This is a genomic window from Burkholderia sp. MS455, from assembly GCF_016899445.1.
In the GTDB taxonomy this organism is placed as follows: domain Bacteria; phylum Pseudomonadota; class Gammaproteobacteria; order Burkholderiales; family Burkholderiaceae; genus Burkholderia; species Burkholderia pyrrocinia_C.
The window spans coordinates 241,756-257,944 of the sequence record NZ_CP041779.1 but is presented as its reverse complement, the minus strand read 5'-3'; the positions used below and the strand labels follow the sequence as shown (position 1 = coordinate 257,944).

The 16,189-nt window shown below is 67.3% G+C and carries 17 protein-coding genes; 7 read left to right on the top strand and 10 right to left on the bottom strand.

The window, feature by feature from the left end:
- Positions 1-14: 14 nt before the first annotated feature.
- Positions 15-596, bottom strand: a complete 582-nt coding sequence (locus FPJ27_RS20260) for an SIS domain-containing protein (RefSeq protein WP_204425413.1) — start codon at positions 594-596, stop codon at positions 15-17.
- Between the two features lie 126 nt (positions 597-722).
- Positions 723-1,151, bottom strand: a complete 429-nt coding sequence (locus FPJ27_RS20255) for a YraN family protein (protein WP_177318417.1) — start codon at positions 1,149-1,151, stop codon at positions 723-725.
- Between the two features lie 46 nt (positions 1,152-1,197).
- Between FPJ27_RS20255 and rsmI the strand changes: the two genes are divergently transcribed.
- A complete protein-coding gene (rsmI, locus tag FPJ27_RS20250) occupies positions 1,198-2,076 on the top strand; it encodes a 16S rRNA (cytidine(1402)-2'-O)-methyltransferase (protein WP_072443144.1) in 879 nt (292 codons plus the stop codon).
- Positions 2,077-2,154: 78 nt separating this feature from the next.
- Here rsmI and FPJ27_RS20245 read toward each other — a convergent pair whose 3' ends face one another.
- Positions 2,155-2,766 (bottom strand): septal ring lytic transglycosylase RlpA family protein, encoded by a 612-nt coding sequence (locus FPJ27_RS20245; protein ID WP_072443142.1) that lies wholly within the window; start codon positions 2,764-2,766, stop codon positions 2,155-2,157.
- A gap of 655 nt (positions 2,767-3,421) precedes the next feature.
- Between FPJ27_RS20245 and FPJ27_RS20240 the strand changes: the two genes are divergently transcribed.
- The 3 genes from FPJ27_RS20240 (at position 3,422) to FPJ27_RS20230 (ending at position 5,272) form a co-directional block, all read left to right on the top strand.
- Entirely contained in the window at positions 3,422-4,066 is a 645-nt protein-coding gene (locus FPJ27_RS20240) for an MBL fold metallo-hydrolase (RefSeq protein ID WP_034183927.1), read from the top strand.
- The gene (locus FPJ27_RS20235) at positions 4,063-4,722 is read left to right on the top strand and encodes an exonuclease (protein WP_034183926.1); all 660 of its coding nucleotides are present in this window, start codon (positions 4,063-4,065) and stop codon (positions 4,720-4,722) included. Before FPJ27_RS20240 ends, FPJ27_RS20235 begins: the two co-directional genes overlap by 4 nt.
- Positions 4,723-4,801: 79 nt before the next feature.
- Positions 4,802-5,272 carry an Lrp/AsnC family transcriptional regulator gene (locus FPJ27_RS20230; protein WP_006477376.1) on the top strand — a complete coding sequence of 157 codons (471 nt, stop codon included), beginning with the start codon at positions 4,802-4,804 and terminating at the stop codon, positions 5,270-5,272.
- 42 nt (positions 5,273-5,314) lie between these two features.
- Here the strand turns inward: FPJ27_RS20230 and FPJ27_RS20225 are convergent, their stop codons facing one another.
- From FPJ27_RS20225 to FPJ27_RS20215, 3 genes are all read right to left on the bottom strand, one after another.
- Positions 5,315-6,472 carry a cation diffusion facilitator family transporter gene (locus tag FPJ27_RS20225; RefSeq protein WP_072443138.1) on the bottom strand — a complete coding sequence of 386 codons (1,158 nt, stop codon included), beginning with the start codon at positions 6,470-6,472 and terminating at the stop codon, positions 5,315-5,317.
- Positions 6,473-6,712: 240 nt separating this feature from the next.
- Positions 6,713-7,006, bottom strand: a complete 294-nt coding sequence (locus tag FPJ27_RS20220) for an H-NS histone family protein (RefSeq protein ID WP_034183924.1) — start codon at positions 7,004-7,006, stop codon at positions 6,713-6,715.
- Positions 7,007-7,361: 355 nt separating this feature from the next.
- Positions 7,362-8,021, bottom strand: coding sequence for a pyridoxamine 5'-phosphate oxidase family protein (locus FPJ27_RS20215; protein WP_204425411.1), 660 nt, complete (start codon positions 8,019-8,021; stop codon positions 7,362-7,364).
- Positions 8,022-8,314: 293 nt separating this feature from the next.
- Between FPJ27_RS20215 and FPJ27_RS20210 the strand changes: the two genes are divergently transcribed.
- Entirely contained in the window at positions 8,315-9,532 is a 1,218-nt protein-coding gene (locus FPJ27_RS20210; protein ID WP_204425409.1) for an MFS transporter, read from the top strand.
- An 85-nt stretch (positions 9,533-9,617) separates the two neighbouring features.
- Here the strand turns inward: FPJ27_RS20210 and FPJ27_RS20205 are convergent, their stop codons facing one another.
- Together FPJ27_RS20205 and FPJ27_RS20200 are read right to left on the bottom strand one after the other, a co-directional pair.
- Positions 9,618-10,760: a branched-chain amino acid ABC transporter substrate-binding protein gene (locus FPJ27_RS20205; RefSeq protein ID WP_034183922.1), complete on the bottom strand. Its 1,143-nt coding sequence runs from the start codon at positions 10,758-10,760 to the stop codon at positions 9,618-9,620.
- Between the two features lie 442 nt (positions 10,761-11,202).
- Positions 11,203-12,282: a nitronate monooxygenase gene (locus tag FPJ27_RS20200; protein ID WP_204425407.1), complete on the bottom strand. Its 1,080-nt coding sequence runs from the start codon at positions 12,280-12,282 to the stop codon at positions 11,203-11,205.
- Positions 12,283-12,528: 246 nt separating this feature from the next.
- Here FPJ27_RS20200 and FPJ27_RS20195 point away from each other — a divergent pair, with 246 nt between their 5' ends.
- Both FPJ27_RS20195 and FPJ27_RS20190 read left to right on the top strand, forming a co-directional pair.
- Complete coding sequence (locus tag FPJ27_RS20195; RefSeq protein ID WP_034183920.1) at positions 12,529-13,221, top strand: dienelactone hydrolase family protein; 693 nt, start codon at positions 12,529-12,531, stop codon at positions 13,219-13,221.
- Between the two features lie 81 nt (positions 13,222-13,302).
- The gene (locus tag FPJ27_RS20190) at positions 13,303-14,781 is read left to right on the top strand and encodes an amidase family protein (RefSeq protein ID WP_204426330.1); all 1,479 of its coding nucleotides are present in this window, start codon (positions 13,303-13,305) and stop codon (positions 14,779-14,781) included.
- 72 nt (positions 14,782-14,853) lie between these two features.
- Here FPJ27_RS20190 and metF read toward each other — a convergent pair whose 3' ends face one another.
- Positions 14,854-15,684, bottom strand: coding sequence for a methylenetetrahydrofolate reductase [NAD(P)H] (metF, locus tag FPJ27_RS20185; protein ID WP_072443130.1), 831 nt, complete (start codon positions 15,682-15,684; stop codon positions 14,854-14,856).
- A 13-nt stretch (positions 15,685-15,697) separates the two neighbouring features.
- Complete coding sequence (locus tag FPJ27_RS20180) at positions 15,698-16,051, bottom strand: phage holin family protein (protein ID WP_011882923.1); 354 nt, start codon at positions 16,049-16,051, stop codon at positions 15,698-15,700.
- Positions 16,052-16,189: the final 138 nt, after the last annotated feature.

The window sequence follows — 16,189 nt, the reverse complement described above, 5'->3', positions numbered from 1 at the left end:
CGGCTCTCCTTCGTTCAATCCTCACCCAGCAGCATCGCGTCGATGCCGTCGCACAGGCAGTGGATGGTCAGCAGATGGACTTCGTGGATGCGCGCCGCGCGAACGGCGGGCACACTGATCGGAATATCGGTGTCGGACAGCGCGGCCGCGACCGCGTGGCCGTTGCCGCCCGTCAGCGCGACGACGGTCATCTCGCGCTCGTGCGCTTCGCCGATGGCCGCCAGCACGCGCGGCGACGCGCCGGTCGGGTCGAGCACCAGCAGGATGTCGCCGGTCTGGCCGAGCACGCGCACCTGTTGCGCGAACAGTTGCTCCGCCGCCGCGCCCGCGAGGCCGGCCTGCGACGCATCGGTGGCCAGCGCGATCGCGGGCAGGCCCGGACGCTCGCGCTCGAAGCCGCCGACGAGCGACACCGCGAGATAGTGTGCGGCGGCGGCCGACGGGCCGTCGCCGCACGCGACGATCTTGTTGCCGTTCGCCAGCGCGGCGAACATCGCGTCGACCGCGGCTGCGATCGGCAACGACAGCGCGTCGGCCGCTTCGGCATGAAGCGCGGCGCTGTCGCGAAATTGTTGCTGAATACGTTCGACTGACATCGATTCCTGGTGAACTGGGCGCGTGGCACGCATCGCGCGACATCGTGGGTGCGGCGAGTTTACCGTACTCCGGCACCCTCTCCAGCGGTCCGGCAAGAACTCTTTACATCTCGTCACAGCTCGCCGCTACGCATCGTCGGTACGAAATGCGTCGCGCAGCCACGCGAGCCGCCCGGCCTCGAACGCGACGACGTCGAAACGGCACGCGGCACCGTCACCGTGCCGCGCCCAGAACTGGAGCGCCGCGGCAACCAGGCGCCGCCGCTTGCGCCAGCCGACGCTCGCGGCCGCGCCGCCATGCCGGACACTGCGCCGCGCGCGCACTTCGACGAACACGAGCATGCCGTCGGGCTCGCGCATCACGAGATCGAGCTCGCCGCCGCGCATCGTCACGTTCGCCGCCACGCACACGAGGCCGCGGCGTTCGAGAAACTGCCGTGCACGCTGCTCGAATGCCGCGCCGACCGGTTTGGATCGCGCCGCACCGGAAAAGTTGTCGCCCGCGCGCGGCAAACCGCGCACGCCATCCGGCCGCGCCGGCGCCGCGTGGCACAATGCCGTCCTTGTTCCGCCTGCGCCGCGATTGCGCGCATTGCCTGCCATGACTGCCCTCCTCGAACTCGCGCATACGCAGCACTACCCGAGCGCCGCACTCTACGTGGTCGCCACGCCGATCGGCAACACCGCCGACATCACGCTGCGCGCGCTGCACGTGCTCGGCCTCGTCGACCGCATCGCGGCCGAAGACACCCGCAACACGGGCCAGCTGCTCGCCCGCTACGGGATCTCGAAGCCGCTCGTCGCCGCGCACGAGCACAACGAACGCGAAGCCGCGCAGCGCGTGATCGAACTGCTGCGCGCCGGCGAACGCGTGGCATACGTATCGGACGCCGGCACACCCGGTATTTCGGACCCCGGCGCGCGGCTCGTCGACGCAGTGCGTGAGGCCGGCTTCGCGGTGATCCCGCTGCCGGGCGCGAGCGCGGCCGTGACCGCGCTGAGCGTGGCCGGCGGCTGGGCCGGCGCGTTCACGTTCGCGGGCTTCCTGCCGCCGAAGGCCAGGCAGCGCGCGACCGCGTTGCAGGCGCTGGTGTCGCATCCGTACGCGCTGGTGTTCTACGAAGCACCGCACCGGATCGCCGAAACCGTCGCTGCGCTCGCCGACGCGTTCGGCCCCGCGCGCCGGCTGCTGATCGCGCGCGAACTCACCAAGCTACACGAGCAACTGTTCCAGGGCACCCTGGCCGAAGGACAGACCTGGCTCGCCGGCGATGCGAACCGGCAGCGCGGCGAATTCGTGCTGGTCGTCGAAGGCGCGCCGGCGGCGAGCGGCGAAGCCGACGACACCGCGCACGATGCGCTGCTCAGGCTGCTGCTGGAAGAAGTGCCGGTGAAGAGCGCGGCCAAGCTCGCGGCCGCGCTGACGGGCGCGTCGCGCAACACGCTGTATGCGCGCGCGCTCGCGCTGAAGGAAGGTTGACGCGCGACGGCGCCGCGCGGAAACGACAAAGGGCTGCCGGAAGGCAGCCCTTTGTGCATGAGCGGACGATCCGCCGCGTTACTTCGCCGAGACCGACGCGAGCATTTCGTCGCGCGCGTCGCGCGCTTCCTGCGGCGACAGCCCTTCGATCTTCACGCGGCCCGTGCCGGCGTGCACGAGGCCGATCACCTTGGCGGCCGCGTACGACAGGTCGAGCACACGGCCGCGCTTGAACGGCCCGCGATCGTTGACCTTCACGACGACCCACTTGCCGGTCGACGAATTCGTCACCTTGATGTACGACGACAGCGGCAGCGTGCGATGCGCGGCGGTGAGCGCGTTCATGTTGAAACGCTCGCCGTTCGCAGTGCGGCGGCCGTGGAAATCCCTCCCGTACCAGGAGGCGCGCCCCGTCTGGCGGAAGTCGGACACATCCTTGCCGTCGATCGGCTCGGCGTCCGCCAGCGACGGCTTCTTCGCGTCCTTGCTGTCCGCGGCCGGCATCGACGCCAGTGCGGAATCGAAATTCAGTTGCTGCTTGTTGTTGTCCGCCTTCGCGGCAGCGGCCGTCTTGTCGACCGCGTTCTTCTGGTTCGCGCTTCCGGTGGTCTGGCTGGGTGGCACCGCACAGCCCGTCAGCGCAAAAAATAATGCAATGGTCCCGAATCGACTCGGAAATCGTACGTTCATCGACGTGTCGCCTTCTGGTTCGGGCCGCTCCTTCACGACGCTGTTTCACAGCGCACATACGCGGCCCGGACGGCAAATGCGTGCACGCCCCGCTCGAATGCGAGCAGGCGGCTAGCATGGGCGCGGCTTTCGTCTATGCCGCAACCGTCCTGATTAGCTTTCACGTCTGGCGCAACCTGTCCCCAACAGCCTGACCAGACCCCACATGCCGCCATCGAACATGGCTTCACGTTCGCGCGCGTCGATACGACCAACGCACAGGAACGGCGGCACAGGCCTCATCCGGCGGCGCGGCAGCAGGGCCGCAGGCGGGCGCGCAGCACCCGGCCGGACAAGACGTGAGCACCGAATGCTCGGTGCTGGATACACCGCCGGACTCCCCGGCGGCTGATGCTTGACGGTGAATTCGACGCCTCTTTTAACGGGGTCGAAACACCAGCGAATTGCGTGAAATTCACGCGCAATGGGGCGCATTATACATAAATCAAAACGCCATCTCGAAAAGCGGCCCGGCCGGACCATTGATTCTCACTATGGCGGTAACAATCGACATGCTCCGGGATTGCCCGTAGACGCGCGTCGCGCGGTGCGCCGCATGGGCGGCAGGCAGCGCGCGCGACCGGTACAATCGCTCCTTTTAGCCGCCGGTGCCTCCATGAAAGTCACGCTCATTCCGGTCACGCCGTTCCAGCAGAACTGCTCGCTGCTCGTCTGCGAGAAGACGGGCCGCGCCGCCGTCGTCGATCCGGGCGGCGATCTCGACCGGATCGAACAGGAAGTCGCGCGGCAGAACGTGCAGGTCGAGAAGGTGCTGCTCACGCACGGGCACATCGATCACTGCGCGGGCGCGAAGACGCTCGCGACGCACTACGGCGTGCCGATCGAGGGGCCGCAGGAAGAAGAGCGTTTCTGGATCGAGAAGCTGCCGACGCAGAGCGAGCGCTTCGGTTTTCCGGCCGCCGAAGCCTTCGAACCGGATCGCTGGCTGAACGACGGCGACACCGTGCGGTTCGGCGACGAAACGCTCGAGGTCTATCACTGCCCGGGCCACACGCCCGGCCATGTCGTGTTCTTCAGCCGCGCGCATCGCGTCGCGATCGTCGGCGACGTGCTGTTTGCGGGCTCGATCGGCCGTACCGATTTCCCGCGCGGCAATCATGAAGACCTTGTCCGTTCGATCAAGGAAAAACTGTGGCCGCTCGGCGACGACGTCACGTTCGTGCCGGGCCACGGCCCCGTGTCGACGTTCGGCGACGAGCGCCGCACGAACCCGTTCGTGTCCGACAAGGTATTCGGATGAACCAGACTGCCATTCAGGAAATCTACGTCAGCACCGACGTCGAGGCCGACGGCCCGATTCCGGGCCCGCACTCGATGCTGAGCTTCGCATCGGCCGCCTATACCGAGGACAAGCAGTTGATCGCGACGTTCTCGGCGAACCTCGAGACGCTGCCGGGTGCACAGGCGCATCCGGTGCAGGAAGCATGGTGGAAGACGGAGCCCGAAGCGTGGGCCGCGTGCCGGCGCGACCTGCAGGCGCCAGAGGCGGCGCTGGTCGCATATGTCGACTGGGTCGAGGCGCTGCCCGGCAAGCCCGTGTTCGTCGCGATGCCGGCCGGTTTCGATTTCACGTTCATGTTCTGGTACATGATGCGCTTCGCGGGGCGCTGCCCGTTCTCGTGGTCGGCGCTCGACATCAAGACGCTCGCGTTCGCGATGACGGGCCTGCCGTACCGCAAGGCGATCAAGCCGCGCTTTCCGAAGCACTGGTTCGACGACCATCCGCATACGCACGTCGCGCTCGACGACGCGATCGAGCAAGGCGCGCTGTTCTGCAACATGCTCGCCGACCTGCGCCGGCAGCAAGCCGCGCTCGCGGGCCTCGCCGTGTCGGATACCGATCGATCGGAAAACGCGGGGACGGGACAAAACCCCACGGATCCGCGAGCAAATTAGCGAATCCCGCTCAACAGCGCCACGCCAGATTGCCTTTCCTTTCCCGGCCCTCTAACATTCAGCGTGTTGTAGCTGCCGCATGGAGGCGCAGGTGACGCTCGATTCCTTTTCGCAAAAAATCCTTCGCCTGTTGCAGCTCGACGCGCGCCGTTCCGTACAGGAAATCTCCGACCAGGTCGGGCTGTCGAGCACGCCGTGCTGGCGCCGCATCAAGGACATGGAACAGTCGGGCGTGATCCAGCGCTATACGGCGCTGCTCGATCGCGAGAAGCTCGGCCTGCACGTGTGCGCGCTCGCGCACGTGCACCTGACCCGCCACAACGAAGGCGGCGTCGAGCAGTTCGAGCGCGAGATCGCGACCTGCCCGGAAGTCACCGAGTGCTACAGCACGACCGGCGAAGCCGATTACATCCTCAAGATCGTCGCGCCCGACATCAAGGCCTACGACGTGTTCCTGCACGAACGCATCTTCAAGATCCCGGCCGTGTCGCAGGTGCGCACGAGCGTCGTGCTGCGCGAAATCAAGTTCGACACGCAACTGCCGCTGTAACGCGCGGCCCCGTGCGGACGGCCCGCGCTCGCAGGCATCGCGTCACGCCTGCGTGGGCATCGCGCGCGTGAAGTCGATCCGGCGCGCGCCGAACTCGCGCTTGAGCGCGTCGGCGTCGAGCCGGCCGGCCAGCGCCGCATCGGTGTCGCCCGGATCGCTCGCGAGCGTCACATCGATCTCGAGCCCGGTACTCAGGTAATGCAGGTTGATCGCCGCCGCGCGCAGCCCACGCTGCGCGAGCGCGGCTTCGAGCCGCGCCGCGATCTCGCCGCGCGGCGGCAGCGCGAGCGCCGGACGGCGCGCCGCGTCGTTCTCGGGGTCGACGTGGATCAGCGCGTCGAGCACGCGCGGGTCGGTCAGCACGCGTGCGCGTGCGGTCTCGGCGATGTAATGCCCTTCGGACACGGAGATCTTCGGATCGACGAGGATGTGCGCGTCGACGAGCGCGGCATCGCCCATCTTGCGCGTACGCAGGTCGTGCACGTCGCGCACGCCGGGCGTCGCCTCGAGCAGCGCGCGGATCTCGGCCGTGTCGGCCGTGTCGAGCGCGCGGTCGGACAGATCCTGCAGCGCGTCATAGCCGAACGTCCAGCCCATCCGCGCAACCATGAAGCCGACGATCGCCGCCGCGATCGGGTCGAGCAGCCGCACGCCGGCCAGGCTGCCGACGATGCCGATCGCGACGACGAGCGACGACGCGGCGTCCGAACGCGCATGCCATGCGTTCGCGACGAGCATCGCCGAGCGCACGCGCCGCGCCTCGCGCAGCATGTAGCGAAACAGCGCTTCTTTCGACACGAGCACCGTCAGCGCGACGACCAGTGCGGAAAAATGCACGGCCGGGATGTTTTCGAGATTAACGAGGCGGTCGCCGGCGCGCCAGAGCATGCCGATTCCGACCGCAATCAGGATAGCGCCGAGAAACAGCGACGCGACCGTCTCGTAGCGGCTGTGTCCGTAATTGTGGTCGGCGTCCGGCGATGCGCCGCTATGCCGATTCGCAACCAACACGACGAAATCCGAGATCAAATCGGAAATCGAATGCACACCGTCGGCAATCAACGCCTGCGAATGCGCAATCGTGCCGACGACGATCTGAAATGTCGCAAGCACGACATTCAGCACAATACTGACGAGCGTGCTCTTGCGCGCAACTGCGTGCTTATCTGCGCTTTGCGCGTCGCCGGAAAACGTGGACATGAAATATGAGATATCGGTGTGCGATACGAATTCTATCAAAAGCGCCCCGCGAGACTCGCCAATATCAACAAATTTCTCATTCAAATCAATCGCTTATACGAACGTGTCGCATTTTCATTCACGCTGGATTGTTACATTTTCATGACAAATCCCAGCGCACCGACGAGTGTCGGGAAACAAAAAAGCCGCGCTCCTGAACGGACACGCGGCTCTTTTGAGGCAGACGACTTAAACGGACGTTTAAATCGCAAACTGTTCGCGGTTCTTGCCGGCGATCCAGCGCGGCGGCTTGCCGCGGCCCGACCACGTCGCGCCCGTTTCCGGATCGCGGTATTTCGCGGCCACGCCAGCGCGCGGACGGCCAACCTTACCTGCCTTCGCGCGGTTGAGGCCGAGTTCGGCGAGCGAAAAGCCGTAGTCGGCAATTTTCTGCTTCACGTCATTCAGCACTTCAGCGTATTCACGCGACTTCGCTTCTTCGATTTGCTTCTCCAGCTTCTCCCGCTGGGCCAGCAGGTCCTTGTAAGAAGACATAGTTTCCCTTTCTATCTGACTAATGGCGCCGGTCTGCAGCCAGCTCACCATTCATGAAATATATGTGCCTCGGATTTTCGAAGGCAGAGATTAGCACAAAAAAGATTTGATAGAAGCGAGATTCATGAAAATCCCGAGATCAATTGTAATTCGCACATGTCATTTTGACCGGCCGCGGCCTTTTCTCAAATTTTTACGTTCCTACACAGAGATTAGGACATTAGCGATTGCCGATTAGATCTATCAATATACGCAATTACCCTGCATACAAAAAATCAAAGCTTTCATAGGACGACAGCTTTGTGAAAATCGGATGGTGCGACTTGCCAAATGGACAAACCGGCAATCCGCGACGTCACGCCACATCCCGCGCGCATGCGATCAGCCGGTCGCGCAGTTCGCCGGCATCGGCCAGCGGCGCGTCGAACGGCGTGCGTACGCGGCGGCCGTCGCACCGCCAGTCGGCGCCGTGGCGATCGACGCCGAGCAGGTCGAGCCCGTCGCGGCGCGCATCGCCGGCATCATATGCGTCCCACAGTGCCTGCTCCTCGTCGAACCCGAGCGGCGGCAGCGCATCGAGATGCGTGCCGTCGACCCAGCCCATGCGCCCGAAGCCGCCGATATAGCGCAGCCGCTCGATATCGAGCGCCCGGAACGTGAAATCGCCGAGCGCGAGATAACGCGCGGCGTCCGGCTCGTAGCGCAGGTATCGCGCGGTGACGTGCGGATCGTCGCCGAGCGGCACGAAGCGGCCGAGCAGCGTCGCGCGTTCGGCGTTCAGCACGTCGCCGTCGGGCGCATCGACGACGAGGAAGCCCGCGCGGGGATCGGCGGCGAGATTGCGCGTGTGTTCGGCCAGGCCGCTCACGAGAATCACGGGCCGATGGCTTGCATCGGGTGCAAACGGGACGACCGTCGGATACGGGAAGCCCTGCGGATCGCGCGCATGGGTGGCAAGCGTGCCGAGCGCGCAGCGGTGCAGCAGATGCAGGGCGAAGGCGGGATCGATGTTCAAGAGGACTCCTGCGGTCGAAGGGCGGCGCTTCGGGCACGCCGCGTGCGCTTCGATGTTACTCGCGGGCGCCGCGCGCCGCGTATCGGCCGAACGGCCGATACGGCGCCGGGCACCGGACGGACGGTGCGCTTCCGCGACGTGACCGGATCGCCGGATCGCCGGATCGCCGGATCGCCGGATCGCCGGATCATCCACCGAACGGGCAGCGCCCGGCAGGATCGTAAGCGGTTCGATAGAATCGGACGATTCCAACGGACGCCGCGTGCGTCCGCGCATCCTTTGACGAGCCTTCCGTGTCCGAATCCGCCTCCCCCGAATCGTCGTCCCCGTTCGCCGCGCCGCCCGACGCGCATCGCGTGCTGCCGCTCCCGGCCCGCCAGCGTGCGCGCACGGCGTCGATGGCGCTGTTCTTCGTCGCCGGCATGATGTACGCGTCGTGGGGCGTACACGTGCCGACCGTGCGCGACAGGTTCGCGCTGAGCCCCGGGCTGCTGTCGATCGCGCTGTTCGCGGTCGCCGGCGGCTCGATCGCCGCGATGCTGACCATCGCGCGCTGGATCGCGCGCGTCGGCTCGCGCACCGCGTGCCTCGCCGGCGGGCTCGTGATGTCCGCGTGCGCGGCGCTGATCCTCGTCGTGCCCGACTACTGGATGCTGCTCGGCGTGCTCGCGCTGTTCGGCTTCTCGATGGCGACGCTCGACGTCGCGATGAACGCCGAGGCCAGCGCGGTCGAGATCGCGCTCGGCAAGCCGATCATGTCGTCGCTGCACGGGATGTTCAGCATCGGCGGGATGTCGGGCGCGGCGGCCGGCGGCGCGTTGCTGTCGGCCGGCATGGCGCCGGCCGTGCATCTCGCGCTCGCGGCGGCGGCGAGCGCCGCGGTGCTCGTGGCCGCGAGCCCGGCCGTGCTGCCGCATGTGCCGCACCACGAACACGCGCACGGCGGCGGCAACCGCTGGCGCTCGCCCGCGCTGTGGATGCTCGGCGGCATCGCGCTCGTCGCGCTGATCGCCGAAGGCGCGATGTACGACTGGGCGACGGTCTACATGCGCGACGTCGTCGCGGCGAGCCCCGCGCTCGCGAGCGCCGCGTACGCGGCGTTCTCGGGCGGGATGGCCATCGCGCGCTTCGCGGGCGACGCCGTGCGCGCCCGCTTCGGCGCGCCGCAGCTCGTGTTCGCGAGTGCGTCGCTCGCGTGCGCGGGGATGATCGGCGCGCTGCTGCTGCCCTATCCGGTCACCGTGCTGACCGGCTTCACGCTGATGGGCCTCGGCCTCGCGAACATGATGCCCGTCCTGTTCGCGGCCGCCGCGCGCGTGAAAGGCATCCACGCGGCCGAAGGGCTCGCGCATGTGGCCGGGCTTGCGTATTTCGGACTGCTGTTCGGCCCGGTCGTGATCGGCGCGGTCGCCCAGGCCGCGAACCTGACGATCGGCCTGTCGGTCGTCGCGCTGTGCGCGGCGCTCGTCGCGGCCGTCGCGCCGAAGGTGCTCGCGCACCTGAAGATCTGACGGCATCGCGCCCGTCGGCCAAAAAGAAAGCGCGCATGCGTTGCCGCATGCGCGCTTTCACCCCTACTGTCGACCGCCTGTTGCGTTACATCTTCACTTCGTCGAGCAGCGACTTCTTGCCGCCCTTGTAGTTGTACAGCGAGATCACGCCGTGCTGCAGGTCGCCCTTCGAGTCGAAGGTCGTCGTGCCGATCACGCCCGTGTAGTTCGTCGCCGGCATCGCCGCGAGAATCTTCGCCGGGTCCGCCGAGTTCGCGCGCTTCATCGCGTCGGCGACGATGTACACGGCGTCATACGTGAACGGTGCGTAGATCTGGATCGGCTGGCCGAAGCGCTTCTCGTACTTCGCCTTGAACGCGCCGCCGCCCGGCATCTTCTCGAGCGAAGCGCCGGCTTCCGAGCACACGACGTTGTCGGTCGCGTCGCCGGCCAGGTCGGCCAGCTTTTCCGTGCACACGCCGTCGCCCGCGAGGATCTTCGCGCGCAGGCCGAGCTGCTTCGCCTGTTTCGCGAACGGGCCGCCGGTGGCATCCATGCCGCCGTACATGATCGCGTCCGGATTCTCACCCTTGATCTTGGTCAGAATCGCACGGAAGTCGACCGCCTTGTCGTTCGTCGCGTCGTGCGACATCACCTTCAGGCCGAGCGCCTTCGCCTTCTTCTCGAACTCGTTCGCGAGACCCTGGCCGTATGCGGTCGAATCGTCGACCACCGCCACGCTCTTGATGCCCTTCGAGTGCGCGTAGTTCGCGAGTGCCGGGCCCTGCTGCGCGTCGGTTGCCACCACGCGGTACGTGGTCTTGAAGCCTTGCTGCGTGTAGGCCGGGTTGGTCGCCGACGGCGAGATCTGCACGATGCCCGCATCGCTGTAGATCTTCGAGGCCGGGATCGACGTGCCCGAGTTCAGGTGGCCGATGACGGCGACGACCTTGTCGTCGACGAGCTTCTGCGCAACCTGCGTGGCCTGCCGCGGGTCGGCCGCGTCATCCTGCGGGTCGAGTTGCAGCGTGATTTTCTGGCCGCCGACCGTGAGACCCTTCGCGTTGATCTCCTCGACTGCGAGACGCGCACCGTTTTCGTTGTCCTTGCCCAGGTGTGCAATGCCGCCCGTCAAGGGCGCGACGTGGCCGATCTTGACGACTTGATCGGCGGCAGCGTTGCTTGCAGCTGCAACGCACAGCATCGCCGCTGCGGTGATCGGCAACAGCTTCTGCATTTTGATATTCATGTAAGTCTCCAGTTTCGGTCCCAATAAACGCCATCGCCCGGTGCCCCGCTGCCATCCCTGTGTTTGCAATCACTGGACGATTCGCCGGTTGCATCGTTCATGCACTTGGCCTCAAGCACGTTAAACAGCCGCTTTTAGCAACCGCCCGTCCGTACTTGCGCGCAAGTGTAGGTGATCAAATTAATTTGTGGGACTTTTTTGGGGTAGTGGTAACACTACCGATATGCGCACTTCGGAATGATGACTCGAAAGTCGCCGCAAGCCGCGCCGGATAAGGGTTTCCGCTAATTTTTGGCAGCTCGCCGAAAGGTCGCTTCAAAGGATTCCCGGGGCATTTCGATTCGGTATTTTGTGCCCGTGATCATTGAATGAAACGCGCGTGACAACACGCGCGTTTCGTCGTTCGATACGAATGGTTCAGACGGTCGATGAAACGCCCCGTTCAGGCCGTCGACGCGCGCCATTCGGCGTCGAGCGCAGCGACGAGCTGCGACGTCGTCAGCGCATCGTCGCGCCGCCGTGCAAGCGGCGCGCCCTGCCCGGCCCACAGCGACAGGTAGTCGCCGTCGTTCGCGCGCGCGGCGGCCTGGCGCAGCGGCTGCGTCAGCGCGTTCTGCACCGGGTACGGCGCGGCGTCGGCCACGCGTTCGCCGAGCCGCGCCATCAGCGTATTGCGCAACCCGCGCGCATGGCGGCCGGTGATCGCGCGCGTGACCTGCGTCGACGTATCCGCGCTCGCCAGCAAGCGTGCCTTCCAGTCCGCCGCGATCGCGCTTTCCGTGCAGGTGAGGAACGCGGTGCCGAGTTGCGCGCCCTGTGCGCCGAGCGCGAGCGCGGCCGCGATCCCGCGGCCGTCCATGATGCCGCCCGCGGCGAGTACGGGCAGGCCCGTCGCGTCGACGAGCTGCGGCACGAGCGCGAACGTGCCGATCAGCGCGTCTTCGGCGGCGCCGATGAACGTGCCGCGATGACCACCCGCCTCGGCGCCCTGCGCGGACAGCGCGTCGGCGCCGGCCGCCTGCCACGCGAGCCCTTCGGCCACGTGCGTCGCGGTGCCGATCACATAGATGCCGGCGGCCTTCAGGCGTGCGACGTCGGCCGCGTCGAGCACGCCGAACGTGAAGCTCGCGACCGGCACGCGCAGCGACACGAGCGCATCGAGCTGTGCGCGGAAGTCGGGCGCGTAGCGCGCGGGCGCGGCGCCCGGCGGCAGCCCGAGCGTCGCGTTCAGCGGGTCGATCGCCGCGAGTGCGCGCGCGACGGTCGCCGCGTCGGGCGCGGCGTCCGGCTGCACGAACAGGTTGACCGCGAACGGGCGATCGGTCGCCGCGCGAATCGCCGCGACTTCGGTCGCGAGACGATCCGGCTCGAACGCGCCGGCGCCAAGGCTGCCGAGCGCACCGGCGTTCGATGCGGCGGCGACCATCGCGGCCGTGGTCGCACCGACCATCGGCGCCTGCACGAGCGGCAGGCGCAGGCCGAAGCGTTCGGAAAAGGGCGTGGAATACGGACGGGCAGGCATGACGAATCCTTCGATGACGATGCGCGAAAGCGCTTTGTAAAAGCCGGCACATCGACTCTATCGAAGCGGCTCGCCGCCGAAAAATGAATAATCGAGATCGAAACGATCGCTGCGCGAGAAGCGGGCGCGCGCAGCAGGCGCGCGCGTTGCGCGTGCGCTGCAACACCAGACGATTGGTGGCACACTAGGCCGCCCTATTCCACCCGGGGCGCGCGCGGCGCACCCCGTTCGCCAGGAGTTCAAAACGTGACTGCCCAATGGATCGACATCCCGACCGGTAACGACAGCTTCGGCGGCTATCTCGCGCTGCCCAAGCGCGGCAAGGGCCCTGCCGTCATCATCATCCAGGAGATCTTCGGCGTGAACTCGCACATCCGCGCGGTCGCCGACCAGTACGCGGCCGACGGCTACGTCGCGCTCGCGCCGGACGTGTTCTGGCGCACGCAGCCGCGTGTCGAGCTGACCTACGAAGGCGCGGATCGCGACAAGGGCATCGAATTGTTGAAAAAGACCGACGTCGGTCTCGCGGTCGCGGACATCGGCGCGGCGGCCGACGCGTTGCGCGCGCGCCCCGAAGTGGCCGGCAAGCTCGCCGCGATCGGCTACTGCTTCGGCGGCCAGCTCGCTTACCGTGCGGCCGCGGCCGGCAAGCTCGACGCGGCGGTCGCCTATTACGGCGGCGGCATCCAGAACGCGCTCGACCTGGCCGGCAAGGTCACGCAGCCGATCCTGTTCCACTACGCGGAAAACGACCACGGGATCCCGCTCGCGGCCGTCGATCAGGTGAAGGCCGCGTTCGCCGGCCGCGGCCACGCATCGTTCCACGTGTATCCGGGCGCCGAGCACGGCTTCAATTGCACCGATCGCGCGTCGTACAACCAGCGCGCGGCGGCGCTCGCGCACGGCCGTACGCTGACGTTCCTCGCCGAGCACCTGTAAAAACGCCCCGCCGCGGGCCCATCGCGCCGGGCCCGCGTTATTCTCCCTTCATCGCCACGAGTCACAACGGGGGTGACAGCGATGCACTCGGACTATCTCGCGCATGACGCGATCGGCCTCGCCGCGCTCGTGCGCGACCGCAAGGCCAGCCCGCGCGAACTGCTCGATGCCGCGATCGGCCAGGCCGAAGCGGTCAATGGCGCGATCAACGCGATCGTGCTGCAGGATTACGAAGCCGCGCGCCAGCGTGCGGCCTGCGCGCCCGAACCCGGCGCCGGCGCGCCGTTCGCGGGCGTTCCGTATCTCGTCAAGGATCTCGGTGCGGCGGTCGCCGGGCTGCCGCTGTCGATGGGCAGCCGGCACTACCGGTACTACGTGCCCGGCGACGATTCGCCGGTGATCGCGCGCAGCCGCGCGGCGGGCCTCAACGTGTTCGGCAAGACCAACACGTCGGAGATCGGCCAGATGCCGTACACGGAACCCGAACTGTTCGGCGCATGCCGCAACCCGTGGAATCTCGACCACACGCCCGGCGGCTCGAGCGGCGGTGCGGCGGCGGCCGTCGCGGCCGGCATCGTGCCGCTCGCGCATGCGTCCGACGGCGGCGGCTCGATCCGCATTCCGGCATCGTGCTGCGGGCTGTTCGGCCTGAAGCCGAGCCGCAACCCGATGCTCGTCGACCAGCCGTCGAACGGCGAGCTCGTCGTCCAGCATGCGGTCTCGCGCAGCGTGCGCGACAGCGCGCTGCTGCTCGACGTGACGACCGGCCAGACGCTGCCGCACGGCGCGCCCGGCACGTTCCTCGGTGAACTCGATACGCCGCCCGGCGCGCTGCGAATCGGCCTCGTCGTCGATCCGATGCTCGCGCCGGCGCTCGCCGACGACACGCGCGCGGCGCTCGACGACGCGGCCGCGCTGCTCGAATCGCTCGGCCACCATGTCGAGCCGGCGACGCTGCACGTCGACTACGCGCGCGCGGCCGAAACCTTTCTCACGCTGTGGGCGACGATCGCCGAGGAGATGGTGCTCGGTGCGCGCGCGCTGACCGGCCGCGCGCCGCGGCGCGGCGAATTCGAAGCGGCGACGTGGGCGATGGCCGTGGTCGGCCGGCGCCTCGCGCGCACGCGCCTGCCGGACGTGCTCGAATGGCAGCGCCAGCTGACCGTGCAGGTGGCCGGCCTCGTGTCGCGCTACGACGCGATCCTGTGCGCATCGCTCGCGGGGCCGCCGGTGAAGATCGGCGAACTGCAGCCGACGCCGTTCGAATCGGCGCAGATGAAGCTGCTCGCCGCGCTGCCGGTGAAGCCGCTGCTGAAGGAAATGCTCGCGAAGTCGTCGGAGAAGGCGTTCGCGTGGGCCGGCTGCACCGAGCTGTTCAACCTGACCGGTCAGCCGGCGATGTCGGTGCCGCTCTACTGGAACGCGCGCGGGCTGCCGATCGGCGTGCAGTTCGCCGCGCGCCACACCGACGACGCGCTGCTGCTCAGGCTCGCGCGACAGCTCGAACAGGCACGGCCGTGGTTCGACCGCCGCCCGCCGCTGATGCAGGCGCAGCGCTGACGCAAGCATCGAAAAAAAGCCCCGCCGGCAAGACCGGCGGGGCTTTCGGGCATGCAAAACGCGCGGCGGCGCTTACACGGCGAGCCGTTCGCAGATCGTCCGCGTCGCGGTCGCTGCGTTCAGCGTGTAGAAATGCAGCCCCGGCACGCCCGCGTCGATCAGGCGCCGGCACAGATCGGTGACGACATCCGCGCCGAACGCGCGGATCGCGTCGCGATCGTCGCCGAAGCTCTCGAGCCGGCGCGCGATCCAGCGCGGCACTTCGGCGCCGCACATCTCGGAGAAGCGCATCAGCTGCGAGAAGTTCGTGATCGGCATGATGCCCGGCACGATCGGCACGTCCACGCCCAGCTTGCGCACATCGTCGACGAAGCGGAAATACGCGTCGGCGTTGAAGAAGTACTGCGTGATCGCGGAATTCGCGCCGGCTTTCACCTTGCGCGCGAAATTCTCGAGATCGGCCTTCGGCGAGCGCGATTGCGGGTGGTACTCGGGGTAGCCTGCGACCTCGATGTGGAACCAGTCGCCATGCTCGGCGCGGATGAAGCTGACGAGCTCGGACGCATAGCGCAGCTCGCCCACCGCGCCCATCCCCGACGGCAGGTCGCCGCGCAGCGCGACGATATGCCGGATGCCGTGCGAGCGGTACTGGTCGAGGATCGCGCGCAGGCTGTCGCGCGACGAGCCGATGCACGACAGGTGCGGCGCGGCCTCGAGGCCGTCCTTCTGCATGTCGAGCACGGTATCGAGCGTGCCCTGCTGCGTCGAGCCGCCGGCGCCGAACGTCACGGAGACGAATTTCGGCTTCAGCGGCAGCAGCTGCGCACGGGTTGCGCGCAGCTTTTCGACGCCGTCCGCCGTCTTCGGCGGGAAGAATTCAAACGAGAGTTCGATCGGTTTCATGATTCGAAAGGAGTCAGCCGATGTCGCGCTGGCCGAAGATCAGCGCGGACAGCAGCCAGGACACGATGCTATACAGGATCGAACCGAAGAACGCGGACCAGAACCCCGACACCTCGAAGCCCTTCAGCAGCGACGACGCGAACCAGAAGCACAGCGCGTTCACGACGAGGATGAACACCCCGAGCGTGACGATCGTGACGGGCAGCGTCAGCAGGATCAGTACCGGGCGGATCACCGTGTTGATCAGGCCGAGCACGACCGCGACGATCAGCGCGGTGCCGAAGCTCTTGATGTGGATCGACGGCACGAGGTACGTGATGATCAGCAGCGCGAGCGCGTTGATGACCCAGGTGAGGATGACGCTCATGGAGTGCTCCGGTTCGGTTGTCGATCTGTGCGATCAGTGGCCGCCGCCGGCCGTCGCGTGCGCCCGAAGACGCAACGCAACGGCCGGCGATCCGCCGCCGTGCCGCCGCACCGCGGGCTCCGCAGCGGGGCGCGCCCG